This is a genomic window from Vibrio cincinnatiensis (assembly GCF_022113815.1).
Lineage (GTDB): Bacteria > Pseudomonadota > Gammaproteobacteria > Enterobacterales > Vibrionaceae > Vibrio > Vibrio cincinnatiensis_A.
This window is the reverse complement of sequence record NZ_SGOM01000002.1, coordinates 150,573-176,446: the sequence shown is the minus strand read 5'-3', so window position 1 is coordinate 176,446 and position 25,874 is coordinate 150,573. Positions and strand designations below refer to the sequence as shown.

General features: G+C 42.5%; 22 protein-coding genes. 9 read left to right on the top strand and 13 right to left on the bottom strand.

Annotation, left to right across the window (positions count from 1 at the left end):
* Positions 1-9 precede the first annotated feature (9 nt).
* The 3 genes from tyrS to EXA13_RS03780 form a co-directional block, all read right to left on the bottom strand.
* Positions 10-1,272 (bottom strand): tyrosine--tRNA ligase, encoded by a 1,263-nt coding sequence (gene tyrS, locus EXA13_RS03790; protein WP_238131967.1) that lies wholly within the window; start codon positions 1,270-1,272, stop codon positions 10-12.
* An 89-nt stretch (positions 1,273-1,361) separates the two neighbouring features.
* The gene (locus EXA13_RS03785) at positions 1,362-2,174 is read right to left on the bottom strand and encodes a helix-turn-helix domain-containing protein (RefSeq protein WP_158116766.1); all 813 of its coding nucleotides are present in this window, start codon (positions 2,172-2,174) and stop codon (positions 1,362-1,364) included.
* Between the two features lie 157 nt (positions 2,175-2,331).
* Positions 2,332-4,632 (bottom strand): starch-binding protein, encoded by a 2,301-nt coding sequence (locus EXA13_RS03780; protein WP_238131966.1) that lies wholly within the window; start codon positions 4,630-4,632, stop codon positions 2,332-2,334.
* Between the two features lie 522 nt (positions 4,633-5,154).
* Here EXA13_RS03780 and EXA13_RS03775 point away from each other — a divergent pair.
* Positions 5,155-5,664, top strand: coding sequence for an outer membrane beta-barrel protein (locus EXA13_RS03775; RefSeq protein ID WP_238131965.1), 510 nt, complete (start codon positions 5,155-5,157; stop codon positions 5,662-5,664).
* Positions 5,665-5,743: 79 nt separating this feature from the next.
* Here EXA13_RS03775 and EXA13_RS03770 read toward each other — a convergent pair whose 3' ends face one another.
* Together EXA13_RS03770 and EXA13_RS03765 are read right to left on the bottom strand one after the other, a co-directional pair.
* A complete protein-coding gene (locus tag EXA13_RS03770; RefSeq protein WP_430794459.1) occupies positions 5,744-7,279 on the bottom strand; it encodes an EAL domain-containing protein in 1,536 nt (511 codons plus the stop codon).
* Between the two features lie 251 nt (positions 7,280-7,530).
* Positions 7,531-8,211, bottom strand: coding sequence for an HAD family hydrolase (locus EXA13_RS03765; protein ID WP_238131964.1), 681 nt, complete (start codon positions 8,209-8,211; stop codon positions 7,531-7,533).
* Positions 8,212-8,468: 257 nt separating this feature from the next.
* Here EXA13_RS03765 and EXA13_RS03760 point away from each other — a divergent pair, with 257 nt between their 5' ends.
* The gene (locus EXA13_RS03760) at positions 8,469-10,208 is read left to right on the top strand and encodes a SulP family inorganic anion transporter (RefSeq protein WP_238132180.1); all 1,740 of its coding nucleotides are present in this window, start codon (positions 8,469-8,471) and stop codon (positions 10,206-10,208) included.
* Positions 10,209-10,273: 65 nt separating this feature from the next.
* Here EXA13_RS03760 and nagB read toward each other — a convergent pair whose 3' ends face one another.
* Positions 10,274-11,074: a glucosamine-6-phosphate deaminase gene (gene nagB, locus EXA13_RS03755; RefSeq protein WP_238131963.1), complete on the bottom strand. Its 801-nt coding sequence runs from the start codon at positions 11,072-11,074 to the stop codon at positions 10,274-10,276.
* A gap of 315 nt (positions 11,075-11,389) precedes the next feature.
* On the opposite strand from nagB, the gene EXA13_RS03750 reads away from it, so the two are divergent.
* Positions 11,390-11,641: a DUF3081 domain-containing protein gene (locus EXA13_RS03750; protein WP_238131962.1), complete on the top strand. Its 252-nt coding sequence runs from the start codon at positions 11,390-11,392 to the stop codon at positions 11,639-11,641.
* Positions 11,642-11,882: 241 nt separating this feature from the next.
* Here the strand turns inward: EXA13_RS03750 and EXA13_RS03745 are convergent, their stop codons facing one another.
* Entirely contained in the window at positions 11,883-12,242 is a 360-nt protein-coding gene (locus EXA13_RS03745) for a DUF413 domain-containing protein (RefSeq protein ID WP_238131961.1), read from the bottom strand.
* 219 nt (positions 12,243-12,461) lie between these two features.
* Between EXA13_RS03745 and EXA13_RS03740 the strand changes: the two genes are divergently transcribed.
* Positions 12,462-13,346, top strand: a complete 885-nt coding sequence (locus EXA13_RS03740) for a LysR family transcriptional regulator (RefSeq protein ID WP_238131960.1) — start codon at positions 12,462-12,464, stop codon at positions 13,344-13,346.
* Between the two features lie 80 nt (positions 13,347-13,426).
* Here EXA13_RS03740 and EXA13_RS03735 read toward each other — a convergent pair whose 3' ends face one another.
* Entirely contained in the window at positions 13,427-13,696 is a 270-nt protein-coding gene (locus EXA13_RS03735) for an Lpp/OprI family alanine-zipper lipoprotein (protein ID WP_238131959.1), read from the bottom strand.
* A gap of 427 nt (positions 13,697-14,123) precedes the next feature.
* On the opposite strand from EXA13_RS03735, the gene EXA13_RS03730 reads away from it, so the two are divergent.
* Positions 14,124-15,455: a DEAD/DEAH box helicase gene (locus tag EXA13_RS03730; protein ID WP_238131958.1), complete on the top strand. Its 1,332-nt coding sequence runs from the start codon at positions 14,124-14,126 to the stop codon at positions 15,453-15,455.
* 119 nt (positions 15,456-15,574) lie between these two features.
* Here the strand turns inward: EXA13_RS03730 and EXA13_RS03725 are convergent, their stop codons facing one another.
* Together EXA13_RS03725 and EXA13_RS03720 are read right to left on the bottom strand one after the other, a co-directional pair.
* Positions 15,575-16,954 (bottom strand): YjiH family protein, encoded by a 1,380-nt coding sequence (locus EXA13_RS03725; RefSeq protein WP_238132179.1) that lies wholly within the window; start codon positions 16,952-16,954, stop codon positions 15,575-15,577.
* Between the two features lie 363 nt (positions 16,955-17,317).
* A complete protein-coding gene (locus tag EXA13_RS03720) occupies positions 17,318-18,970 on the bottom strand; it encodes a SulP family inorganic anion transporter (protein ID WP_238131957.1) in 1,653 nt (550 codons plus the stop codon).
* A gap of 344 nt (positions 18,971-19,314) precedes the next feature.
* On the opposite strand from EXA13_RS03720, the gene EXA13_RS03715 reads away from it, so the two are divergent.
* Both EXA13_RS03715 and EXA13_RS03710 read left to right on the top strand, forming a co-directional pair.
* A complete protein-coding gene (locus tag EXA13_RS03715) occupies positions 19,315-19,614 on the top strand; it encodes an isoamylase early set domain-containing protein (RefSeq protein WP_238131956.1) in 300 nt (99 codons plus the stop codon).
* Between the two features lie 108 nt (positions 19,615-19,722).
* Positions 19,723-21,039 carry a peptidoglycan DD-metalloendopeptidase family protein gene (locus EXA13_RS03710; protein ID WP_238131955.1) on the top strand — a complete coding sequence of 439 codons (1,317 nt, stop codon included), beginning with the start codon at positions 19,723-19,725 and terminating at the stop codon, positions 21,037-21,039.
* A 23-nt stretch (positions 21,040-21,062) separates the two neighbouring features.
* Here the strand turns inward: EXA13_RS03710 and EXA13_RS03705 are convergent, their stop codons facing one another.
* Positions 21,063-22,898, bottom strand: a complete 1,836-nt coding sequence (locus EXA13_RS03705; RefSeq protein ID WP_238131954.1) for a putative bifunctional diguanylate cyclase/phosphodiesterase — start codon at positions 22,896-22,898, stop codon at positions 21,063-21,065.
* Positions 22,899-23,164: 266 nt separating this feature from the next.
* On the opposite strand from EXA13_RS03705, the gene EXA13_RS03700 reads away from it, so the two are divergent.
* Both EXA13_RS03700 and EXA13_RS16805 read left to right on the top strand, forming a co-directional pair.
* Complete coding sequence (locus EXA13_RS03700; protein ID WP_238131953.1) at positions 23,165-23,515, top strand: hypothetical protein; 351 nt, start codon at positions 23,165-23,167, stop codon at positions 23,513-23,515.
* 111 nt (positions 23,516-23,626) lie between these two features.
* Positions 23,627-23,761: a hypothetical protein gene (locus EXA13_RS16805; RefSeq protein ID WP_267490088.1), complete on the top strand. Its 135-nt coding sequence runs from the start codon at positions 23,627-23,629 to the stop codon at positions 23,759-23,761.
* Between the two features lie 53 nt (positions 23,762-23,814).
* On the opposite strand, the gene EXA13_RS03695 is transcribed toward EXA13_RS16805, so the two are convergent.
* Together EXA13_RS03695 and EXA13_RS03690 are read right to left on the bottom strand one after the other, a co-directional pair.
* The gene (locus EXA13_RS03695; RefSeq protein ID WP_238131952.1) at positions 23,815-24,417 is read right to left on the bottom strand and encodes a glutaredoxin; all 603 of its coding nucleotides are present in this window, start codon (positions 24,415-24,417) and stop codon (positions 23,815-23,817) included.
* Between the two features lie 381 nt (positions 24,418-24,798).
* Entirely contained in the window at positions 24,799-25,731 is a 933-nt protein-coding gene (locus tag EXA13_RS03690) for a porin (protein WP_238131951.1), read from the bottom strand.
* Positions 25,732-25,874 lie beyond the last annotated feature (143 nt).

The following is a 25,874-nucleotide window of genomic DNA, read 5'->3' as shown; positions in this document are numbered from 1 at the left end:
TGTAAACGCTTAAGCCAATTTTAATAATGCGAACTGTTTTTTACCACGCTGAAGAATATAGTAACGATCAAAGAGAGCAAAATGTTCAGTCATATTTTCGCTCTGAACGCGTTCACCATTGATTCGAATTGCGCCATTGGTGAGCCATTCTCTCGCTTGGCGCTTCGAGCTTGCCAATTGAACCTCCAGCAGGAGATCGATCAAATTATCGGCCTGTTCAGTATGAAAACAAGGTAAGCCGTCCAGTTCCAGTTGTTGTAGTTCACTTAAACTCAGTTGGTTCATTTCTCCGCTAAATAGTGCTTGGGTTATGCGCTGAGCGCTAAGGAGGCCTTCATCACCATGGACAAAGTGGGTCAGCTGCTGGGCGAGAATTTGTTGTGCCTGGGGTTTCCCTGCGCGAGTGTTGTCTTCTTGCTCAATGGCTTCAATGTCCGATAAAGAGAGGAAAGTGTAGTAACGTAAGAAGCGGTATACATCGGCATCATCCGTATTGAGCCAAAATTGGTAGAAAGCATAAGGCGAAGTTTTATTGGCATCGAGCCAGACAGCACCACTTTCCGTTTTACCAAATTTTGTTCCATCAGATTTGGTGATCAATGGGAGAGTCAGCCCATGTACACTGGTATTATTAAGTCGCCGAGTGAGGTCGATACCACTGACAATGTTTCCCCATTGATCATTTCCACCAATCTGTAAATTGCACTGATAATGCTGATTGAGATGAGCAAAATCAAACGATTGCAGTAAGGAATAGCTAAATTCAGTAAAAGAGATGCCTTGGTCTGGGCGGGCTAAACGTTGTTTCACCGACTCTCGGTTGATCATCGTATTCACGGAAAAGTGTTTACCCACATCACGGAAGAAATCGATGATATTTATCTGCCCAATCCACTCTGCATTATTAACGGTGACAAAGGGCTGTTGAAGGTGAGGCGTCATCACTTGCTGAATTTGTTGTGACAGGTCTGAAACCCATTGTTGTACGGTTTGCACTGAATTCAAGCTACGCTCAGCCGCTTTAAAGCTCGGGTCGCCGATCATGCCGGTAGCACCACCAATCAAAGCAATGGCCCGATGCCCCACATCTTGAAAGCGTTTTAACATCAACAATGGAACTAGGTGGCCGATGTGTAAGCTACCGGCGGTAGGGTCAAAACCACAGTAGAGCGTTTGTGGTGTAGAAAGTAGAACGCTGAGTTCCTCTAGTGGGGTGCTTTGGGCAATTAAACCTCGTTGATTGAGATCGTTAAGGAAAGGGTGTGAATTCATATAGCCTCCGATGTAATCTGCTTGGCAGAGTAGCGGAAGAAGCCAGTAGGATGCGATGTCCCTAAAGGGACAGTTTGAGTTATTTTTTTCTAAGACTCATTGCTTAATTGAGGTGAGGCTATCAGGTGGTTGAGAAAAAGTTGAAACAGTTCACTTAATGATGAGACATGTAACTGAGCATAAATATGTTTACGATGATTTTTGACCGTACCCTGTGAAATGTTTAGTTGGTGGGCAATGTCCTGTGAGTCTAACCCTTGGACAAGCAGTGAAGTGATTTGTTGTTCCCGTGGAGTTAAATGCTTTGCTCCAAATTGATAGATTGCCTGTTCGACCCAGTGACGTATATCGGTATGGGTTTGTCCATTTTCAGACAGCAGTAAGGGCTGGTGTCCCCAATGTTGACGGCACAAAGCTTCGAGTATGGAAAAGCGCTGTTTGAGTGAAGTTAGCTGTTTGGTTGTAATGTTTTTCTCTTTCTCTAAGATACCTAAATATACGACTATCCAGCGTGTTTCATCTAAATTAACTGCAATGCCAACCTCATCTTGCCAACCTGTTTTTTCATAAAAATCGGTGTGATACTCTTGCTGAACATGTGTGAATGCCAACTGGCTGAACTCTGAACGATGTAAGATCCCGGTGTGTTGTTGTTGGGCGATAGCGGTATAGAAAGGATCTTGTAAATAGGTGTGAGTTAAGTAGTGCTGAAAAAGTAACTGACGCTGTGAAGAAATTGAATCATAAAGATAAATCGGATGTTTATTTTGTCGATATCCTAAAATGACGGCGCAGTCGAAAGGGAGTATCGTTTTTAATAAATCGATAAGGTGTGAGGTAAAATAAGGCGTTTTAAGTGCTGCAATGGCGTTACCGAGCTGATGATATTCTTGGTTATTCATACATAAATTGAGTTAGAGTTATTGACCGAAATTGCGCATTGCTTGTTATTGAACCTCATGAATGTAGCAGCCCCGCAAATAAATTCAATGCTTATCCGAAGGATTGGTTGTAAGAGGTGAAAATCGGTACAGTCTTCAGACTGTACCGATAAGGTTATTAGTGTTGTGTCACACTGATGGCTTTTGTACTGCTATTGAAATGAATCTGATAGGTGGCGTAGTCGCCGACTTGATAATCCGTACTTGGGTAGGATTCTGTCCACGAACCATCATCAATTTTAAACCTTGCGGGTGACTCTTCACCATTGAAGGTTTGGGTTGTTGTGTAAAGGCCGGTTTGCTCATTGTAATCCAGCAGTGTTAATCCCCACCCGTTTGCTGTACCTCGGAAGTACCAAGTTTCATTTCCACCATTCGTGTTGCTGGTGCACTGGGAGAGATCTTGCCATTCACCATTGGCATAACAAAGGTTTGGTGCTGAAACATTCATATCGAGTGTTTGGCGGCTGCCTTGATCACTGAAAATGATTTTCAAGCTAGTGAGGTTAGTACCAAAGTCATAGCAATATTGACCATTTTGTTGAGTCATTGCTTGCCCTGGCCAAGTTGCGTTAGCAATAGGCGTGGCTGCATCCACATTCCAGAAGTAGAGGTAAGGTTGAGAGAAACCTTGCTGATTGTCATAACAGATTTGGGTGGCGTTATCGTTATCATTATCCTCTTCTGTGATTAGGGTAAACCCACAGTCGGCTAAAGATTTCCAGCTACCATCGCTATAACACGTTCCAGTAGTGGTGGTGAGATCGTTACTCTTATTGGCACCTTGATTTGAAAAAATCACATTCACACTTGAAAGCTCAGTTTCAACATCATGGCAATAGAAATCACCATTTGCCGTCATGGTAACGCCAGGCCAAGTGGCGTTTGTGAGTGAGCCTGCTGGTTGTGCTCCCCAGTAGTAGAGTGTTGGTGAAGTGTGATTAGCGGCATTGTCGTAGCAGAGGTTGGTTGCTGTGACGGGAGTTGCTGGTTTTTTATCGCTATCACTATCACAATCGGTGCAGGTTTGTCCTACTTTTGCTCCGACATGAATGGCCGCCGCATTATGAGAAGCCACGGTGAAATGGGCATAACCTGAACTGTCTACACTGATGGTGGTGCCACTGCATGTTCCCGTTTGTGAGTTAAAGTCACCACTGATGATGTCACAATATTCACCCGCTGGCATTCCGGTAGCAAAACCTTGGTTGATGCCTTTGTTGTCGTCTCGGTTAATGACAACAAAACCTAGCCCACCACGGCCAAAGGCCACTTGGTTATAGCCATCATCCCACCAGTTGGTCACGCGCCATTCTGCTGCAGTGTGATTACGAAAAGCCACCATATTGGCTACGCCGCGCCAGCGATGTTCACAAACCCAGTCTCCTCCATCAAAACCACAGGCGTTACCCGTATGTATGCCAGTTGCGGGGGGGCCTGCATCAAAATCATTGAAGTAGTAGCCTGACATGACTTTGGGGTATCCATAGGGATAGGCCAACGTAAAGACATTACCGAGGAAGTAGAGGTTACCAAAATCTTGGTGGCTGAGTACTTGTTCTGGGTTGTGACGTTCTTCATCATGGTTCGTTACAAAAGTCACCGCATCACTGCTGCCTAACCAGCCACTCCATGAACCAATCCCTTGTAAATCTTTGATTCCTCCGTGTTTAAATTTAGGGCCAAGGGTTCGAGCAAAGAAGAATTCAGTCACATCACCAATATAAGTGTATTCCCCCGGCTTTACTGGCTCATTTTCCGCTCCGATCACTTCTTGGAAAATATAAGGGGTGCCGTGTAACTTACTTTTTATCGCGGCAATATCTTCAGCAGGGATATGTTTGGCTGCATCAATACGGAATCCGGCAACGCCCATGCTGATGGCCTCATTCATGTAGTCCGCAATTTTTTGCCGCACATATTCGGAGCTGGTTTTCAGATCGTTAAGCCCGACTAAATCACAGTTTTGTACGGACCAACGATTGGAATAATTAATATCACTGGTGCAGCTATTAAAGTCATTCGTTCCATAAGGAACTTCTGGGAAATTCCGATTCCATGCTGCCATATGGTTGATGACAGCATCGAGATAAATATCCACGCCCGCTGTTTTACAGCGTTGAACCATATCTGCAAATTGCGCTCGGTTACCGCTGCGCCCTTCAAAAGAATAGCTGACAGGTTGATAGCGAGCCCACCAAGCGGGGTTATCAACACTTTTTTGAGGGGGGGAGATTTGTACGGCAGCAAATCCTTTTGGGCCCAGGAATTCTTCACATTCTTGAGCAATATCTTGCCAACCCCATTCAAATAAATGGACGAAGGCGGTTTTGGGAACGTCTTGGGCATAACTTGGTGCTCCCCCGATTAAACTCCCGAATAACATGAGCCCGGCAGACAAACTCTTGTTGAATTTCATATTCTTTCCTTAAGTTTGAAATCTTAAAATGTAAGAAAAAATGTATTGTGTCTAAAAAGACAGCAGAACTTTAGGACAGATAAAAAGGAATACATCTTTAAAGAAAGGTGATTGTGAGAATGGTCATTATTTGTACGGTGTTTGTTTTGATAGATTTAAATACAGTCACTAAATGTACACATCAAGCATGAAATAAAAAATAAAAATTGGAATAGAGATTAAGTTATCATTTAACCATCTGATTTTTATTGAATTTGATGGCTTTTTATTGATGCATAATGTGATGCATTTGGCAAAATCGTGAAATTAGAGGAGATTGGTTAATTTATGATTATTCCTCCTTTCCAAGAGAGGAATAATATTGTGTTAATGTTTTTGGTGTTGGTGAGAAGATAGAGATTCATTAATCTGTGATATAGGGCTAAGCTCATTAACGAAAATAGTAAAACCGCTAAGGTTTTTTCTATCTTGGCCGCTACACTAGACACAGTGTCAGGTTTAGATATTGATAAGGATATATGCATGAAGAAATCCCCTTTGGTGGCAGGTGCTGCTTTATTGCTTACTTTTGCTGCATCGAGTTATGCTCAGTCAACCCCTTTTAGCATGACAGTAGGGGCTGGACCGACACAAGTCTCTTATGGTGGTGATACGGCGACGGGTTATGAGTGGAAAGTCCGAGGTTCTTATCGGTTGACTTCGTTTAGCTCGGTCAACCTCGGTTATGGTGAAACCAAGGCTGATTTGGAAGATAAGTTGGGAGAAAAACATTCCTACAAAACGTATACCGTACCGCTTACTATGACTTTGCGTCAGCCTTTTAGTGTTGGTGATGTTTATCTTCGTGCTGGTGGGCAATATTATAACCGTACCTATAAAGATAATGAGAGTGATGGTTTTGGGATCACTGGCGCGATTGGGATTAACCTACTGAGTGCTAATGCATCTAATTTTTCATTAGAAGTAGGATATAGCACGCAAGGTAGTGCTGATTCAACCTCAATCTCAGTGGGTGCTGGTCTTGGTTTTTAACCGATTATTTATATCAGTCATACTGGATTAAACGAATAAATCAATACGCCACCCTCTGGGGTGGCGTATTGATTTTACGTTAAGTCAAAATAGGGAATGATGAGCCTTCCTCTTTGAGTCTATCAATGATTTCGCTTATTGGCATGGGGCGGGCATAGACATAACCTTGAATTAGATAGACGCCTTGTTCTGCAAGATAGTTGACTTGATTCAACGTTTCTGCCCCTTCAGCGATTAATTCTATGTTTCCTGCTTTCGCCGAAGCGATGATGGAATCTAGCACACTCTTCTTTACATCATCGGTTTCGATGGTATCTACAAACATTTTATCAATTTTTATACTGCGTATATGCAGATGCTGTAGATAGGAAAAACCGCCATAGCCAGTACCGAAATCATCAATTTTGAAGTGGTAACCTTTTTCCATCAGTAATGCGATTTCTTCTGCTGCCATAACTAAATTTTTAATTGGAATCCGTTCGGTGAGTTCAAATTTAATACGCTGGGCTTGTGGCCAGTTAAGGGAGTGCAACAGCATAGATAATTGACGTTTTTCCACATGTTCCGCCACTAAATTGATGCTCACCCAATGATTTGACGGGAGGTGTTCTAAATCATGTAATACTTTTTGAATGATTTGATTGGTAATTTCAATGATTAGCCCTGTACTTTCAGCGGCATAAATAAACAGATCCGGTGCTACTAATTCATGCCCTTTTTGCCAACGTAAAAGTACTTCATAGCCAACGATATGTTGGGTGCGGCTATCTACAATGGGTTGGTAGTAAGGAATAAATTCACCATCCCGGATTCCTTTTTCAATGAGCCCTTCAATCGAATCTCGATAGTTGCGAACTAGCCAGTAGCCACTCATGAATAAAATACCGAGTAAGAAGCTAATGGGAGTGCCCCAAAGAATCATATTGTGCTGAATATATTGCCGTAATGCTTTACCAGACCAGAGATATTGTTTACTAGCCACGGCTTTGCCGTCGCCACGAAAGGATAGCGATTGTGCCTGAGGCTCGTGAGGAATATTTTCATCACCTCTTTGTAGCAACAAAACTTCGGTATCTTTATCAAGAAAACTGGCTTGATAGTAAAAGCAATCTTTACAGGGGGTGTCCAGCTTGTTCTGGGTCCAACTGCTATCGATAACCCAAATTACCCGATTTCCGTTGATCGCAAATTGAATAAGCAGTTCACTTTCAGTCTCTGCCACTTCCGGTGTTGCGGAAACTGAAAAGCCATTTTGGGTAGGGACGGTCAGGCTTTTCGTATCACGAAGAATGAACGGATAACCGAGTGTGGAGCATTGTTTCCCTTCTTTTGTTTCAACACTCATAAAACGAATGTGACGACTATAGAAATTAGGGTTACGGATAATTTGCCAGTCTTCGTGACCGCAATCAAAGTGCAGAGTATTCAGCTGTTGATTGATCATTGCTTGGAGCGTATTCCCTCTATCAATGAGATAGAGCTCAATTTGATTTCTCTTTTGGTTGAGAAACAGTTTAGCAACAGACGACGAAATAAGAGGGAAGGCCGCAAAATAGATAAGCATCGGCAGCAATAGTAAAGAGAAGGCACGTCGTTTAGTGTGATTAGAAGGCAAGGTCCTCATCCCCAGAATGATCGGTAATACACATTACTTTAGCACTGTTTATCTCTCTCGCCTGTACCTTGTGCGGTAAATTTCCACGAATGCTGTCTCACTAATGAGACGGCAGCGGTTTTAGCATAAAACCGAATAAATATTCATCAGGCTTGTGTGAAGTGAATAGAGGTGATTGTGGTTTTTTTAAGCGGCTTACATGGTATGTGCTTAGCCGCTTACGTAGAGTCCAAGATATTTCTGGCTAGAGGTTATGGCTCTACTTTAGTATGAAATGATGAGTGTTGTTTTAATTCGTTGAGGACCTGAATGAGTGATGGGCGTATATGGTGCCCCAGCGCTCTGATTTCCTCATTCGGTTCAACGAGATCCGGGATTTGGAAGGTGAGCATCTGTGCTCCCATTGCGGATCTCACACCATTATTTGAATCCTCAAAAGCGACACACTGCGTTGGTGCCACGCCCAGCCGCTTGGCCGCCAGCAAGTAGATCTCAGGGTCCGGTTTACCATGGGTAACTTCACACCCTGTGGTTAGAGAATCAAAATAGTGATCAATCTGAGCTAAGCGCAGTTTAATACTCGCGATCTCTTTCTGGGTTGAGGTGGCGACAGCCGTCGGAATCTTGTGCGCTTTTAGCCATTGTAATAGCTCAATGACTCCTGCTTTGACAGGGATGGCTTGGTGCTTGACGACGGCATTATAACGCTGACGCCACTCTTTATGGAGTGTTGGATAATCGAGTTGAGAACCGTAGCCAGCTTTCAATGCTTGTTCAATTCCCGCTGCATTTCGTCCGATAACGGACAGATACACATCACGAAGAAATGGAATACCTACTGCATGGCAAGCTTCTTCAAAAACCGTTAGACAAACGCGCTCAGTATCGAGCAGCAATCCATCCATATCAAAAATAGCAGCTTGAAATTTCATAACGATGACATCTTGGTTAACAATGAAATGGAGTGACTTATTCTTACATAAATAGGCGAGCGAGTCCGACTATTTTTTCTGTGAATAAGGGAAATAAATTATTCTAAAAATCAGAGAATTAGCATAACTAGTTTGTTAATATTGATTTATGCTTGGTTGCAAGAATTCTTATGTGTTTAACAACATTCTAAACGTGATTTTGGTGATAAATCAAACAAGGGTGAGATAAATTGAAATCAGTATCGATTAGGCAGTGGATGCCAGGGTTATGTCAGTTAAGAGAATATCAACGGTCATGGCTTAAAGATGATTTACGTGCTGCATTATCAGTGGTCGCTGTTGCATTGCCCGTAGCCATTGCATATGCGCAATTGACGGGGGTATCAGCAATAGTGGGTCTTTATTCCTGTGTGGTCCCTATGATTGTTTATGCATTATTTGGAACATCTCGACAATTGATCGTTGGCCCCGATGCCGCCACTTGTGCGGTGATTGCTGCAGTGGTTACCCCTTTAGCGGCAGGTGATCCGACTAAACATTGGCAATTGGTTATGACAATGACCGCGATGATGGGCATATGGTGTTTAGTCGCTAGTCGTTTTCGATTGGGGGTATTAGCTGACTTTCTTTCTCGCCCCATATTGCTTGGTTTACTTAATGGCGTGGCGTTGACGATTATCGTTGGTCAGTTCAGTAAGGTATTTGGGATCCGATATGAGCAAGATTATTTATTGGAGCGATTAGCAGAAGCACCTCAACGTGTTTTAGAGTTTCATTGGCAAACGGTGATGGTGAGTTTGGTTACATTGGTCGTCTACTTTACAGCAAAGCGTTTTCGTCCGTCATGGCCTGCGGCGATGTTAGCCATTGTTGCTGCCGGATTTTCCGTGTGGTTTAGCCAATTAGATTTGCAAGGCGTTAAGGTTGTTGGTGCGATTCAGGGCGGTTTGCCTGCTTTTCAAACGCCTGCATTTGATATTGGTATTAGCCGTGAATTGGTCGTTCCTGCATTGAACTTAGCGATGGTGAGCTTTGTGAGTATGATGCTGACCGCACGCAGTTTCGCCGCGAAAAATGGTTATGATATTGATGCAGATAAAGAGTTTCGGGCTTTGGGTTTTGCTAACCTCGCAGCTGCCTTTTCTCAGGGGTTTGCCATCAGTGGGGCGGACTCTCGTACCGCTGTTAATGATGCCAATGGTGGTAAATCACAACTGGTGTCTATTATCGCAGCACTGGTCATCGGCTTTGTAGCGATTTTTCTTTATCAACCATTGCAATACATCCCCACCGCCGCTTTAGGAGTTGTTTTGATCATAGCATCCACCTCTTTATTGGATTTAAAAGGTATTTGGGGGCTGAGAAAACGCGACAGAGATGCGTTCTATTTATCCGCCATTACTTTTGTTTCGGTATTGATTGTTGGGGTGATTCCCGGTATTACCTTAGCGGTATTACTTGGGTTGTTTCAATTTTTACGTGTAGTGATGCGGCCGAGTGATCAGCGACTCGGGCTAGATGAAGATGGTACCATTCGCACGATTGATGCGTCTGGAAAAGCCTCTCAAATTCCAGGGCTATTGCTGTACCGTTTTAACTCGCCATTGACGTATTTTAATGCTCCTTATTTTAAACGGAGACTATTAGATCAAGTTGAACAAAGCGAACCTGAAGTGAGCTGTGTGGTCATTGATGCCGTCGCCAGTTTCACACACTTAGATTTGAGTGTGATGGCAATGCTCGGAGAAACGCACGCATTACTGAAAAAACGAGGAGTGCGTTTAATTTTAGCGGGAAGAAAACGCAGCTTGCGTAAATGGTGTGAACTAACGGGTGTGTCTGTTGGCGATGGGGGATTAGTTCTGCGTGCAGATATGTACCTTGCCGTTAAACTGAGTGGTTGTTACCAAAGTGCTGTCGAAGAAGGGCAAGTTCCACCTGTGCAAAAAGAGCCTGAGCCAGATGCCCCATCAAAACCGATTCCTGAAGTTGCTTAATGGCTGGGATAAAAAAAGCCAGGCTCAACGGCCTGACTTTTTACAAAAGAGAAGGGTTTGATGGATTAAAACCCTTTCATATTTTCTGCTTCAAGTTCAGTGAAGTATTTTACGGTTTTCACTTTTAGCTCTTGAGTTGATGGTTCATCACAAACAATCACAGCTTTAGGGTGTAATTGTAGAGCCGACACGGTCCACATATGGTTTACACAACCTTCAACGGCAGCTTGTAGTGCTAATGCTTTGTTATGGCCAGTAACGAGAATCATCACTTCTTCAGCATCAAGCAAAGTACCTACACCAATGGTTAATGCGTATTTAGGTACTTGATTGATATCACCATCAAAGAAACGTGAGTTCGCAATACGTGTTTCTTCCGTTAATGTTTTGATACGAGTACGAGAAGAAAGAGAAGATGCGGGTTCATTAAAAGCAATGTGCCCATCATTACCTACGCCACCCATGAACAGGTTGATTTTTCCGTAAGATTTGATTTTATCTTCGTAGCGTTTGCATTCCGCTTCGTGATCCTCAGTATTGCCATTTAATAAGTTAATATTTTCTTCTTGAATATCAATATGACTGAAGAAATTGTTGTACATAAATGAGCGGTAAGATTCAGGGTGATCCGGTGCAATACCGATGTATTCATCCATATTGAATGTGACCACATGTTTAAAGCTTACTTCGCCAGCTTTATGTAATTCAATTAATGCTTGATAAGTGGCTAATGGGGTGCCACCGGTTGGTAGTCCTAATACAAAAGGACGCTCAGCCGTAGGTTTAAAATCGTTGATGCGCTTTGCAATATGTGCTGCCGCCCACTTACCGACTTGTGCTGCATGGTGTAATGGAATCAGTCTCATTGGTTGCCCCTAATCGTATTGATATCATGTTATTGGTAATTAATTTGCATTATAAAATAAGTTACCTGCAACGGCTATGCTTTGGGTCAAACTTTTTACATTTCGTCATTTTTTCTCTTCTATATTACATTTTTGTGTCGTTTCTCTCGCATGCTGAGTGCAAAGTTTGGGGGGGAGGTGAGTGTTACAAGCGGAGTAAAAAGGAAAAAATTCAACAGTAAAATTAAGTGTTCACTGCCATTATGGGAGGAAGTTGGCAAAAAACATTTTCATTATCCATACTTTAAGAGAAAGACGCTCAAGGGAGTGACAACAATGAAAAATGAACTTGAACCAAGCAAAATATTACAAGCTTATGAAAGCATTATGACGCATGGAACTCCAACTGAATATGGAAAAATTTACCAAGGAGTCGAAGCGTTTTCTGATTATGATGGTTATACCGTTTACATGCGGGGAAATGGTGTTGAACTAAAAGTGGGGTTTCATAACACTTACCATTTAGATTATGACCAAGAACATTTACGCGATAGTTTTTTGAAGAAAATCGCCTTATTAGCCAAATAAAAAGGGTTTACCGATAAAAACAAAGCCCCTTGCAAATATCGCTCTGGGGCTTTGGGAGAAAGATTCATTTATCATATTAAGTCGTTTGTTTAATGTATCGATTCAGGCCTTGAGTGCAAGAAAAAGGGAGCGGAGCTGTGACCCAGTCCGCTCTTTAGGGTTGGGCTTAACGACTATAGCATAGCCTTTAAGCTAAGTGCCGCTGCACAAATGAAAGAGCCAGCGAGCGACTTGATGTCCGTTAATCTTCTTCGACTAAGCTGGGTTCATCATCCGTATAGTCATCTGCTGCATCAGGCTTATTACGGCCATTTAAAGTATGGAAGCGCTTACGTCCACGAGCTAGGCGGACGTATTTCATCCACACTCGCTCAATTTTTGTTTCGGCTAATTCTGGGTTAGTGAGTACGGTAACAAAATGCTGTTCTTCGGCATTCTCAGGGTGTAATTCACCTGACTCTAACCCCGACATTGTTTCTCCATAGAGAGTCAGCACTTCTTCTTCACCAAGGGTAAAGTCACCAGATTTAGCGAAACCGCGGGGGAATTTTTTTGTATCGTAAAAACGTTTTTTTCCGTGACGAAAGAGTGTTTCAGACATATCAACCTCGTGTGAATATGCGGGTTCCCTAAGCGACATCAAGATGCTTGGATATGAGTGATGACTCTTGCATTTTGAAGCCATTTAGGTATACCACTACTTAGCTGTAGATTACGGCGAAAGTTAGGCGCAAACTCTGGAAAAGAAAAACAAAAATTTTTTATCGTCATAATTGTAGTTACTTGTTAATCTTCATCTGTCATTGCAGAGGATTTAATAATGGACGTAAAAGTCTTTCGTACCTTTCTTGAGTTGGCTAAAGTTCGTCACTTTGGGCGGGCTGCGGAGAACTTGTATCTCACTCAGGCTGCGGTAAGTGCAAGAATCAAACAGTTGGAAAATTACTTTGATGCCCAGCTGTTTACTCGAGATCGTAACAATATCAAGCTGACATCGGCTGGGGAACGTTTAGTGGGCTATGCCGAAGTTATGGTTGCGACGTTGCAGCAGGCTAAGCTAGAGCTTTCGTTAGAGAGTGGTAAAGCGTTACAGCTTACGTTAGGGGGGACACCCAATATATGGGATGCCTATTTACAAAATTGTCTTAGTGCGGTTACTGATGCGTTTAGTGGCTATGGCTTTAAAGCTGAAGTTATGGGCAGAGAACAACTGAATCGGCAGCTTCTTGAGCGAACGTTGGATATGGCTTTTGCGTTCGACCAAATTAAATCAGAAGAGTTGCAATGTAAAAAAGTGGCGGATTTAGTATTAGTGCTCATTTCTACTCGGCCTGACACGGCCGATTCTGTATTTGACAATAAGTATGTCTATGTTGATTGGGGGGCTCGATTTGCTTCTGAGCATGCTGATCGCCATCCTCGTGCGCCCGCTCCATTTTTAAGAACATCGACCGCCCGTATTGCGCTCGATTTTATTCTAGAGAAAGGGGGAAGTGCTTACTTACCGGCATCTGTGGTTGAACCCTTTGTACAGTCAGGGCAGCTATACCGTGTTGCGGCTGTGGAAGATTGGTATTGGCCTATCTATCTGAGCTATCGGAAAAATAGCTCATCTATTGAAGCTATCACTCAGGTTGAAAAGTTAGTGAGAAATATCGATCCACTGACGGCTTACAGTTTACAAAAAGCTGGAGAAATGAGTTAGGTTGATGCGGCTTTCGGTCATGAGAAAATAAAAAAGGGCAACATCTTGCCCTTTTTTTAACGTTTCGTTCAGTAAACCTATTATTTCGTATATGACTGAGCAATGTTATCGATACGCTCATTGGCTCGAGCGGCTTCTTCTTGTGCTGCAACTGCCGCGTCAGTTGCGGTATTGGCTTTAGAGGTTAATGAAGCTGTTTCACTTCTTAGTGCAGAAACCTGTTCATTCAATTGACTGACTTGGTTATTCAATTCATCCAGTTTTGTGGTCGTAGCTTCGTCAGGGCCTGATGCACAACCAACCAATAGAAGTACTGACGATGCTGCAGCTGCAAGTAACATTTTATTCATATCGAACTCCTTGTTGATATTTATTGAATACGCCCTATACATTATTTTTAATCATATTATATAGTGACGCGTTAAAGTGTAGCCACTATTCTACTCTTCGCCTATAGAAGAACAGTCAAAATTATCCAAAATGTTATACATTAATGAATAACTTGGGTTTGTGTTCCATCTCTCTAGCTAGCGAATTAAGCTTAGTATAAAGAGAGAGCAAGAATATTTTTTGTGACGGCTATCTATATTGTAGGTATTCGCGCTATCATACGCTGTTTGATTTTTTGGTTTGCTGCTTCATTTCTCTTTGGGTGAGTAGCGATGTTGGCTACGCTTATTTCTTTCACGATAGCATGAGGAATGTACTCACTTACCCCTACCAGTGGGTAGTGTGAGTATAGAGTGTCAGCCGTAGTAATTTTTATTGGAGAATCCTTTGCAGTTTAAAGAATTAGGCCTAGACAATCGCTTATTGAAAACATTAGCACATTATAACTTCAAGCAAGCGACCGATATCCAACGGCAAGCTATTCCGGTCGCAATGGCGGGAAAAGATTTACTGGCCTCTTCAAAAACGGGATCGGGAAAAACGTTAGCCTTTTTGCTTCCAATGCTGCATAAGGCATTAAAAACCAAGGCATTATCTGCTAAAGACCCTCGGGGAGTCATTTTAGTTCCAACTCGAGAATTAGCCAAGCAGGTGTATAGTGAGCTACGCTCGGCCTTAGCTGGACTCAGTTATACGGCAACCTTGATCACTGGAGGTGAAAACTTTAATGATCAGGTTAAAGCTTTACGTCGTGGGCCTCGATTTATTGTTGCGACCCCAGGACGTCTAGCTGATCATCTTGAGCATCGTTCACTCTTTCTCGATGGGTTAGAAACCCTCATTCTGGATGAAGCCGATCGCATGTTAGACCTAGGCTTTGCTCCACAACTTCGACACATTCATAAAGCGGCGAAGCATCGTCGTCGACAAACATTGATGTTTTCTGCGACGTTAGATCACGCAGAAATGAATGATATTGCTTATGAAATGCTAAACGATCCCAAGCGTATTGCGATTGGGTTATCTAACGAGCAGCACAAAGATATCCAGCAACGTTTCTATCTGTGTGATCATTTAGATCATAAAGAAGCGCTACTTGATCGTATTTTGCAAGAGGCGGATTATCGCCAAGTGATTATTTTTACAGCAACGCGAGTGGATACCGAGCGTTTGACTGAGAAGCTAAATCAGCAGCAGCTAAAAGCAGTTGCCTTGAGTGGTAACTTAAATCAAACTCAGCGCAATACAATTATGAGCCAATTCGAACGTGCTATTTTTAAAATTTTAGTAACAACCGATGTTGCATCTCGTGGGTTGGATATCGCCAGTGTGACACATGTCATTAACTTTGATATGCCGAAACATACCGAAGAATATGTTCACCGTGTTGGACGCACCGGACGGGCCGGTAATAAAGGGGATGCGATTTCTCTCGTTGGCCCTAAAGATTGGGACAGTTTTAAACGTGTAGAAGCCTTTTTGCAACAAGACATTCAGTTCGATGTGTTGGAAGGTTTACAGGGGAAATTTAAGGGCTTAAAAGCTCGTCAAGCGGTAAACAAAGCAGCGGTTGTTGTCAATAAAGCAAAAACTCAGCAAAAGAAAGCGACGAAGAAACCCGTTAAGCGGGATAAGAGTTACTACCAAAATGTGGCGGTGGGTGATTCAGTCTTTATCCCGAAAAAGAAAACGCCCCCTAAAGCTAATGATGGTGAATAACGCTATCTGTTACTTGTTTTATATTCAAAAGCCGCCAATTTAGGCGGCTTTTGTTTTATCTTGGCCTATAAAAAAAGCGCATTAACGGCGCTTTTTTAACGCAATTTGCTCGTGTTAATTTAGAAAACTAGGTGAGCAACCCCCACAATCACTGGTAATGTGATGAGTGTTCGCAAGATAAATATCACAAATAGTTCTACGATGTTGACCGGAATACGGCTGCCAAGTAGCAGAGCTCCTACTTCAGACATATAGATAAGCTGAGTCACGGACATAGCGGCAATGACAAAACATGTCATTTCGTTGTCGATCGATGCTGCTAGAATTGCTGGGATGAACATGTCAGCAAAACCAACAACAATCGTTTTTGATGCTTGTACAGCTTCAGGCACCCCGAGCATTTCTAAATAAGGGATAAAGGGTTGACCAAGCAGAGCAAAAATAGAGGTGTGTTCTGCCACCACCAAAGCAATGGTACCAAGGCCCATTACGACGGGCAGTACGCCAAAAACCATATCAACGGCATTGCGGATGCCTTCACCAAAAACCGCTTTGGCTGATTTGACTTGCCCGGCTCTTTCAAGAGCCAGTGATAGTCCCCAAGAAAAAGTACTGTACCCTTGTGGTATCGCATCGGCATCTTTTTCTGGTTTTGAACCATCAATAAACACATCTTTTTTTAGACTTAATGGCGGAAGGCGGGGAATAATTACGGCTGCAACCACACCCGCAAGACAGATAGCTCCATAAAATGGCAAAAATAGGTGTTCCAATTGCACTTGTGCGAGAACAACCAAACTGAAGGTAATCGAGACTGCAGAAAAGGTGGTGCCGACCACGGCAGCTTCACGCTGAGTATAAAATTTATCTTCATACTGTTTGCTGGTCAGAAGAATGCCGACACTGCCATCACCGAGCCAAGAGGCAGTACAGTCAATCGCACTTCGCCCGGGAAGGTTGAATAAAGGGCGCATGATTTTACTGAGTAGGCTTCCCATGAGCTCAAGCAGGCCAAAGTTAAGTAGGAGGGGTAACAAAAGCCCTGCAAAAATAAACACAGAAAACAGCGTCGGAAGTAACCCTTCCAATACCAAGCCACCAGTATCTTCTTCCCAGATTTCCCTTGGACCAATTTGGAAGAATGTCATGATGATCGCTACACCACCGATGATTCGAACGACTAGCCAAACCCAACTTGGATTAAGAAGGTTATTAAGAAAAGTGTGGCGAAGAATGACCGCAGGTTTGAATAGTTTGGTGATAACGGAGGCGACCGCCATAAAGGCAACAATGAGCGTAATGATACCAACGAGGTAATCACTAAATAATGCTTGTACCGATTTAGCTAAAACAGCAACGGGAATGGTTAGGCCACCATTATAATAAACGGGGGCCATAAACAAAAATACACCCATTAATGATGGAAGGAAGAACATCCAAAAGCTGCCAGCAGAGTGTTTTTTGGCAGAGGGTGTTAAAGGTTGACTATTATCTTGCATTTCTTTTCCCATGCTTTACTCATAAACGAAAGGCATTGGTCAGATATTTTTATTCAATATGGTGACCATTGCCTTGGCGATCAGAATATCTGCCTTTGGATATGTTTGCAATACTATTCATCTAATTGAGTTAAATATTCAATTATTTGCACTGTTATATTGAAATTAAATGGTGGTTTGTTTTGTTATTGTTTCAATAATTAAGAGGGTGTTTAAGCCCTTTCCTGCTCTTTTATCATGCTAGAAGTGGCTCTTTGCTGATCTCGGGCCATTCTCTTGGTGAAGTGACAAGCGTGCATATAAAAAAGCCCTTAACTCGGTAGGTTAAGGGCGATGAAATTTGTGTAGATAAATGGCGGCTTTTTACTGGGCTTTAATATCTGCCAAGCTTGCGCTCAACGCATCATCAAATTCTGAGAAGAAGTGTTCTTCCCCCACCAATTGAATAATACCTGCACGGCGAAGTTTAAGCGCAACCCTAGAATTCGCACCGGAAATTAGCACCTTAACTTGTTTTCGATGGAAGTGGTGAACCATGTCTTCTAATGTTTGTAGTGCCGTTATATCCATAAACGGTACCCATTTTAGACGAATAATTAAGATTTCTGGAGTCTCTTGAATACTGCTCATCACTTGTTCAAAGTTTTCTGCAGCCGCAAAGAAGAAAGGACCTTCTAATGCGTAAACGGCAATCTCTCTAGGAAGCTCAGAAATTCCGTGATGTTGTAGCTCATAATTGAGTTCACGCGGGGTACTGGCTTTGACTTCAACACTGGCCGCCATTCGTTTCACAAAATGTAAGGTGGCAATGATTACCCCAATATTGACTGCAACCACAAGGTCTGCAAACACCGTTAACCCAAATGTGATCAGTAAGATGACGACATCGGCTTTTGGTGCTCGTTTGATCAGCTTAATAAAATGGGGGGCTTCACTCATATTCCAAGCGACGACAAATAAAATGGCGCTCAAAGCTGCTAAAGGAATATTGACGGCAAGGGGGGCTAATGCCAGTAAAATGATTACCAGCGTCAGTGCATGGATAATACCGGAAATGGGGCTATTCCCCCCGTTACGAATATTGGTGGCAGTACGTGCAATGGCTCCTGTTGCTGCAATACCCCCAAACAGTGGGGCTACAATATTGGCTACCCCTTGGCCAACAAGCTCTTGATTTGAATTATGCTTCGTGCCTGACATACCATCTGCAACAACGGCAGATAAGAGTGATTCAATTGCTCCTAGCATCGCAATCGCAAAGGCTGGGCCTATCAATTGTAGGATTTGTGAAAAACTGACTTGAGGAATTGCCAGCTCAGGTAACCCTTGAGGGATGCCCCCAAAGGCAGAACCGATGGTGCGAACGCCCTCAAAACCAATAATATACTGCAGGCTGGTGACGACCAGTAGTGCTAGCAATGGACCTGGAACTTTAGCAAGCTTTGGAATTTTTGGACCAAAAACAACCAGCGCGAGCGAGAATAAGCCAAGTAGAGTCGTGGTCAGATCTAATTGAGGGAAGGCATAAAAAATGGCGATTAACTTTTGGTGGAAGTGATCACCGCTAATTGCGGGCAACCCAAAAAATTCTTGCCACTGACCAACCCAAATAATGACACCAATACCACTGGTAAAACCAACAATTACTGGGCTTGGAATATAACGAATAATACTGCCGAGCTTGGCGATACCAAGAATCAGCAGAATAACTCCGGCCATCATAGTAGCGATTTGTAGCCCAGCGATACCATATTCAGCAACGATACCGGCTAAAATAACGATGAATGCTCCGGTTGGCCCAGCAATCTGTACCCGAGAGCCACCAAACAATGAAACGATGATCCCCGCAATGATGGCTGTATAAATCCCTTGCTCGGGTTTAACGCCAGAAGCGATCGCAAAAGCCATGGCTAAAGGTAAAGCAACAACACCAACAATTATACCAGCGGTAATATTTTTGACCCACTGATTGGGTCTGAGTAAACCCGCTTTATAAGACTCATAAATGGCAAACATGCATGATCACCTTAATAAATATAGGGGAATAAAGGACGCTGGGAATTCTACGCTCATTTTTATCTCTGTAAAGGGAGCGCCCAAACAGGGCGGGGCTTAATCTGGTTGAATATGATTATTTACTGGCTATCTGAGATAGATCATAACAATCTTATTTTGTCTGACCATAATGGGATATTAGCAGTAAATAATGGATAAAAATTGAGCTGCTGAATGAGATGGAACACTATTATTTCTCTCACTAGAGGGAAAGGATAAATACGATGATTCCATATTGAGCATGTGCGTAAGTATGCTTATAATCCGCCGAATTGAACAAAATGGATACATAAAGGGAGTTGGTTATGATTAGTAAACGTTTTTTTAAAACAAAAAATGAAGTTGAGGTGACGTTTGAGGTGGAAGTTCCAAAAGAGACCACCAGTGTTGCTCTTGTGGCTGATTTTTTAGATTGGCAACCACAACCGATGAAGAAGGTCGCCAAATCGAATATCTACAAGTTTAAGGTTCGTTTACCTAAAGATGCTAAGTTTCAGTATCGTTACTTACTGAATGAGCAACAATGGATGAATGATTCCCAAGCGGATGGTTATGTGGCTAACCAGTTTGGTGATGATAATTGTATGCTGCTGACGGCTCAGTAATCTTCTTGATACGTTTGTCAAATATGGGTTGTTTTTTGCTCAAAAGGTGACTTTTAAGCAAGAAAGTTTTACCCTTTTGTCTCTTTTAACAGTATCTACGGGTTAATTGTGTTACCAAAGTCTCTTTTTTTTCGATTTTCGGAGCTTTCTAAAGGTAAGAAAGCTTCCATTATAGGTTTGCCTCTACTGGCAATTGCGGCAGTGTCTTCGTCTTTGAGTCACCAGCCCTACTCAAGAAAAATCGATTTAACCATTACTGAATCTCAGATTGTCGAGTCAATTTTGTCTGACACGGCTGAAACTAAGAAAGTCTCTTATCCTGACTATGAGTATGAGATCAAACCCGGTGATAATTTAAGCTCTATTTTTAATCAGCTTGGTTTTCGTTATCAAGAACTGATGAAAATCATGGAAACAGACTTAAACTATCTGGCCCTAGATACATTAAAACCGGGTAATACACTGCGATTTTGGAAATCGGCAGACGGGCAAACATTAGCTAAAATGGAGTTGAAATTCAGTTTAGTTGAAGGGGCCGTTTATTCCCGCTTGGATGATGGTAGCTACGAATTTAAAGAGGTTAACGTACCGGGCCGCTGGAAAGAATTGGCGATGATTGGTGAGATTCAAGGCAGTTTTTCACAGTCGGCAAATCAATTAGGGTTAGGAAGTGCCGATATTGATCAGATAGTCAGTCTATTGAAAGACAAAATTAACTTTGGGCGTGATCTTCGCTCGGGGGATCGTTTTGAAGTCGTATTGTCGCGTCAATTTGTCGGAGATCAACTGACGGGTAATAAAGAAATTCAAGCGGTTAAAATTTACAACCGTGGTAGCGAAATTTCGGCCTATTTATATAAAGATGGCCAGTATTACGATAAAAATGGTGAGAGCTTACAGCGCGCTTTCCAACGATACCCCACGACAAGTCAGTGGCGAATGTCATCAGGTTTTGACCCCAATCGCCGTCACCCCGTTACTGGGCGAGTTTCACCTCATAACGGAACAGACTTTGCTGCTCCAACGGGTACACCAGTCGTTTCTACGGGGGATGGTGTGGTCGTTATGACACGTAACCACCCTTATGCGGGTAATTACGTTGCGATCCAACATGGTAGTACGTACATGACCCGTTATCTGCATCTTAATAAAATACTGGTACGTAAAGGGCAAAAAGTGACGCGTGGACAGCGAATTGGCTTATCTGGCGCAACAGGAAGAGTCACTGGCCCCCATATTCACTATGAACTGATTGTGCGCGGTCGCCCGGTGAATCCGATGACGGCCAATATTCCAATGGCGAATTCTGTACCAAAACAAGAGATGGCACAATTTATTGCTCGACGTAATGAATTAGATCGGCTTCTTGCACAACAAGACCGTTTATTAGCCGCTAACACTGCAGATACGGACTCAGAAGGTTAGTGCCTCTCGGCAAGCAGATATCGCTAATCCTTTGACGGATGCTCTGCTTGCCAGCTTTTCCACTGCTGCAATATTTGTGCGGGTAGGGTTGGTTTAGCGAAATAGTAACCTTGAATTTTTTCACACCCCATGGCATATAATTTATCCAGTGCTTGTTGGCTCTCGACCCCTTCCGCAATCAAATCGACACTCAGCTGTTTGGCCAACTGAATAATCAACCACACTACGCGTTCAGATGTCTCGTTACATAACATGTTGCGAATGAATGTCGCATCTATCTTTATACAATCAATTGGGTAGCTGTGAATATAATTTAAGCTAGAATAGCCCGTTCCAAAGTCATCTAATGCTACTTTAAATCCTAATTCCCGTAGTTGATTGAGGATCTGGGTAACTTCCGTGGTTTTAGACAGTAACACGGTCTCTGTGAGTTCAATGGTAAATTCATTGGGGGGGTATTGGTAGCGCTCTATCACTGCCATTAAGTGGCTTAAATAATGGGAGGAGTGGGTAATTTCATGGGCGGAACAGTTAATGGCAAGTTGCACTTTGGTATTAAGAGATTGCTCCAATACCCTTTTCGCTTGGCAGGCCAGTTCCACAATTCGTTCTCCAAGCTCCATAATTAACCCTGACTGTTCTGCTACTTCAATAAATTCGACTGGAGAAATCATGCCAAGTTGTGGGTTTTCCCAACGAGCCAACACTTCGAAATAGTGCCATGCAGGCTCATGACGCTGAACAATGGGCTGTACATTAACGGACAGTTCATGTGCTCTCTCCAGTGGCTTATCTAACTCTAGACGTAAGGCATTAATCATTTGTGTTCGCCGATGATAGTCATGGCTAAGATGTGTATCGTAACAACGAATCGGTTGGTTATGCTGTGTTTTACACTCTTTGAGTGCCAAGCTAGCATTGAGCATTAGCTGATCAGAACTGTTGATGGTCACACTTTTTTTTGCAAGGCCAATACTTAAGCCGACCTTGATATGGTGGTTGGAGTCTCGATACCCCGGTTCCAATCTTTCTAAGATCATTCGACACATTTTTAATGGATCATTGGAAAAGGTAATAAAAGCAAATTCGTCCCCCGCAACCCGGAAAATTAAATTTTCATTATATACACACTGAAAGAGAGTATTGGCGACATATTTGATGATTTGGTCACCAATATAATGGCCAAAGAGATCATTAACGGCTTTAAAGTTGTCAATATCGAGATAGGCCAGAGTAAAAGATTGGTGGTTATTCTCTATTAAGTAGTCGAGCTTATCGGATAAGCAGTTGCGGTTAAGAAGGTGAGTCAGGTTATCATGAGATACTTCATAACTGAGCTGCTGAATTAAACTTTCCGAGCGATCACTTAGCCATTTATTCCGTAAACTGTGGGTCAATAGCCGAGCAATAATGCGGTGGTATTCGATAGCGGGATCGTTATGTTCGATGGGGTGAGAAAAAGTCGACAATAATAAGCCAAGTACTTCACCTGTTTTGGTTTTTATGGGGAGCCCTACATACGCTTGCATATTTTGAGTAAGAAGAGGGCTTTGTAGAAAGAGAGGTTCTACGTGCTCAGTGACTAGTGAGAACTCCAGCTTTGAGCGTGTGATGTGTTCGAAAATGCTTCCCTTTATTGGATAGGAATGATTTGCTTCTGGCTGATCCCCCGCATAGGCAAGAGAAAGCGCTTTGTAGCTTAATTTGTCGATCTCAAGTAATTGAGTGGTCTGCGTCTGAAAGTGTGTATGTAAAATTGATACCGATTGTTCGTAGAGGGATTGACCGTCAAGTAACAGTAATTCATTGACTGTTGCCAAACTGACTGTATCCCTAGCCAAAGTACTGATGGTTGTCATAGCCTGCTCACATTAATTATTTAAAGGAAAAGGATCCGGTTTTTAGCGTGATTCGACAGCATGAGTTGTAATATGCATAGAGAAACTATGGATGAAGATGCATGGCTTTTCCACTGCGTGGCGCTACTACTTTGGATGTAATTCCTTTTCCTTTTGCTATGAATGAGGGGGTAATCGAATGCAGGATCGTCGCTTGAACGTTTGAATTCTGTACCTTGCTGCGGTTAAGTATATAATTCTCCTCTTAAATCATATTGGGGGAAATTATGCAGCAAAATCAATTTGAGGCTTTGGTCAAAAGCCTGTGTCAACAGCCAAACTTGCCACAAGCTTTGGACATGTTAAAAACGAATGAAGACACCGATATTGCTGAAGCTGCACAGGCTTTAACTGGGCAGTTTACTTTGGCAGAGGTTGATGGAGAAAAACGTATCTATCATGTGACACAAGAAAATGATGAAAAAGGGGAAGAGCAAGAGTTTTTTGAACACGTGATGAATGAAGGTGAAGATGTTATTAAGTTTGTTGCTTGGTTTTTCGATTCACAGTTTTCCGTTAAGACGAAAGAAACCTATCAAGCGGCAGGGAAAACCTACCAGCAACCAAAACGAAATTAAACTGTAATAAAACAACTTGATTTATGTGATCTTTGTCTTGTTTATGCCTATTTATGTGATATAGTTACCTTGTTTGGTAATTAATTTACATATTAAATGTAGGAGAGTGTCATGGGTAACGATTTAGGTACAGCTTATATGGGCCAAATCATCGCTAAACAAATGATGCACGAAGCCCTTTACGGCAAAGCTAAGCCAAAGAAAAAATCTTTCATCAAAAGCATGTGGAAGAAAATGAGCAAATAATTTTGCCCAAACGGAATATGAAAAGCCCTGAGTACTCACTCGGGGCTTTTGCTTTATGGATTTCGTGACGGACTCTTTGTGGAAGGTGAAGAGGAGAGACGGGCTAACCAATGAGTCAAAGCATCGTAGCCTCCGATATATTGGCTATCAAGCCAGATTTGTGGAACCGTAACTGGCGTTTTTAGACCAATGATCGCTTTTACTTCTGGAATCATTCGATAAAGTGCAGCACTTTCTTTTACAACGTCAAAGTACTGAAAAGGAATGTCGGCTTCATGTAAGGCCTGTTGGGCCTTTTGACAGTAAGGACAATTTGCCTTACCAAATACGATGTTTCCTTGCAGTGGTTGGCGTTTTCCCCATTCTTGAATCACTGCTTGAACAAGCATACCACGATTTAAGGCTTCACCTTGGCTGACGACTTTACCTTCAACCACAACAATCGGCGCATGCCAAGCACCGAATCTCAATGGTTCCCACCAATGACTGAGCCAATCTTTCGTTTCTAGATTAATCTCCACACCCGACAGCTCATGGTTGAAGCTATCTTTGAGGATATCGAGCGTTAAGGTGCATTCACCACAAGGTATTGTGACTTTAAAAGGGCCAAACTGACCAGCCCAGCGGTATAAAGTGATATTGATGGGGGTTGTCATGTTCGTCATCTCAATAAATCAGTATCTGGGCAGGCACGTTTTATTGCTCTGCGCATCTGTGTTGTTTGAATAGAGTGAAGATAGCTGAGATAAGCGTTTATTGCAGTGAAAAAAAAACCTCCCAGAGCGGGAGGCCAAGGAAAAGAGCGTGATTTCTGCCTAATCACTCAAAGAAGCACAAACGCGGTTTGCATCTGGCTTTTAATATAAGCATGGAATATGCCACGTATGAAAAGCATTATTTTTCATGCAGTTATTAAATTATTTTTAATCATATCACGGGGTGGATGCATAATGATTGGGCAGAATGCAATGTTTTGGTGCAAAAAAGGCCAAGCAAAGCTTGGCCAAAAGGACAGTATTTATGGAGTATACGAGTAATTAGAAATCGTAACGAACGCCAGCTTGTAGTTGGTCATCCTTGTTTTTTAATTGTTCAAATTTGTAACCCGCATAGGTACGAATATGACCATTAAATTTGTAGACCGCTTCGATAGCAAAGTTTTTGGCGAGATCGGTATCGGTGTCATCATTCTCTTGGAAGTTATACACACCCACTAAATCTAATTGTTTGCTTGCTTTAAATTTAGCGGCAATCTCATAACCAGTGATGTCTTCCGAAGCTTTTTCTCCTTTGACAAAGAGTGCAGCTAAGTTAAGAGTGTCAATGGGGGTGACAGAAGCAGCAAGGTTAAACTGTTTGTCGTCATTATCTTGTCCGACATAACCAGCGCCCAGTGTGAACATATCAAAGTCATATTTTACCGCGATACCGAAGCTGCTGTTTTCATCACCATTCGCATCTTTTTCATCACCCGCTAGGTAGTTAGCTTGAAGTGAGAGTGCATCAAATTGAGCGCTATACAGGAAGTTGTTCGCACGTTTGTCTTTATTTCCATCGACGATATCGGCAGCATCGGCACCAAAGGTTGCCATGATATCAGTGAAATCGGTGAGCATGACTTGTGCGGAATCTTGTTTTCCGTATGAAAATGCACCGACAGAAGTGCCAAGCCCAGCAAAGAAATAACGGTTAGTCAGATTGTCGTCGCCATCTAATTCAGCTTCGTACTTACCAAAACCATATAGGTCATCAGCAATGGTGGTTTTACCCACTAAGTTGAAGCGAGCACGTGACTTGTCCTTAAATTTGGTTGAGTCATCAGATTCGTTATTATCCGAGATATTGAAGCGTGCTTCTGCACGACCACCTACTTTAAGTTCTGTACCCTCTGCTTTATACACAGTTGCTGCCATCGCTGAGCCAGAAGCGAGTGCTGCGAAGATTGCGGTTGCTACTACTGCTTGTTTCATTGTTATTACCTTATTGATAGTGAATTGAGCTTCATGCTCTATGCTTTGGTTGAGAGTAAGTTACGGTTTTTAAATGACGGTTTGATTGCTTAATTGTGACGATTACGTTTTGTTTTTATTGAATAAAAATGAAGGTATAAGAG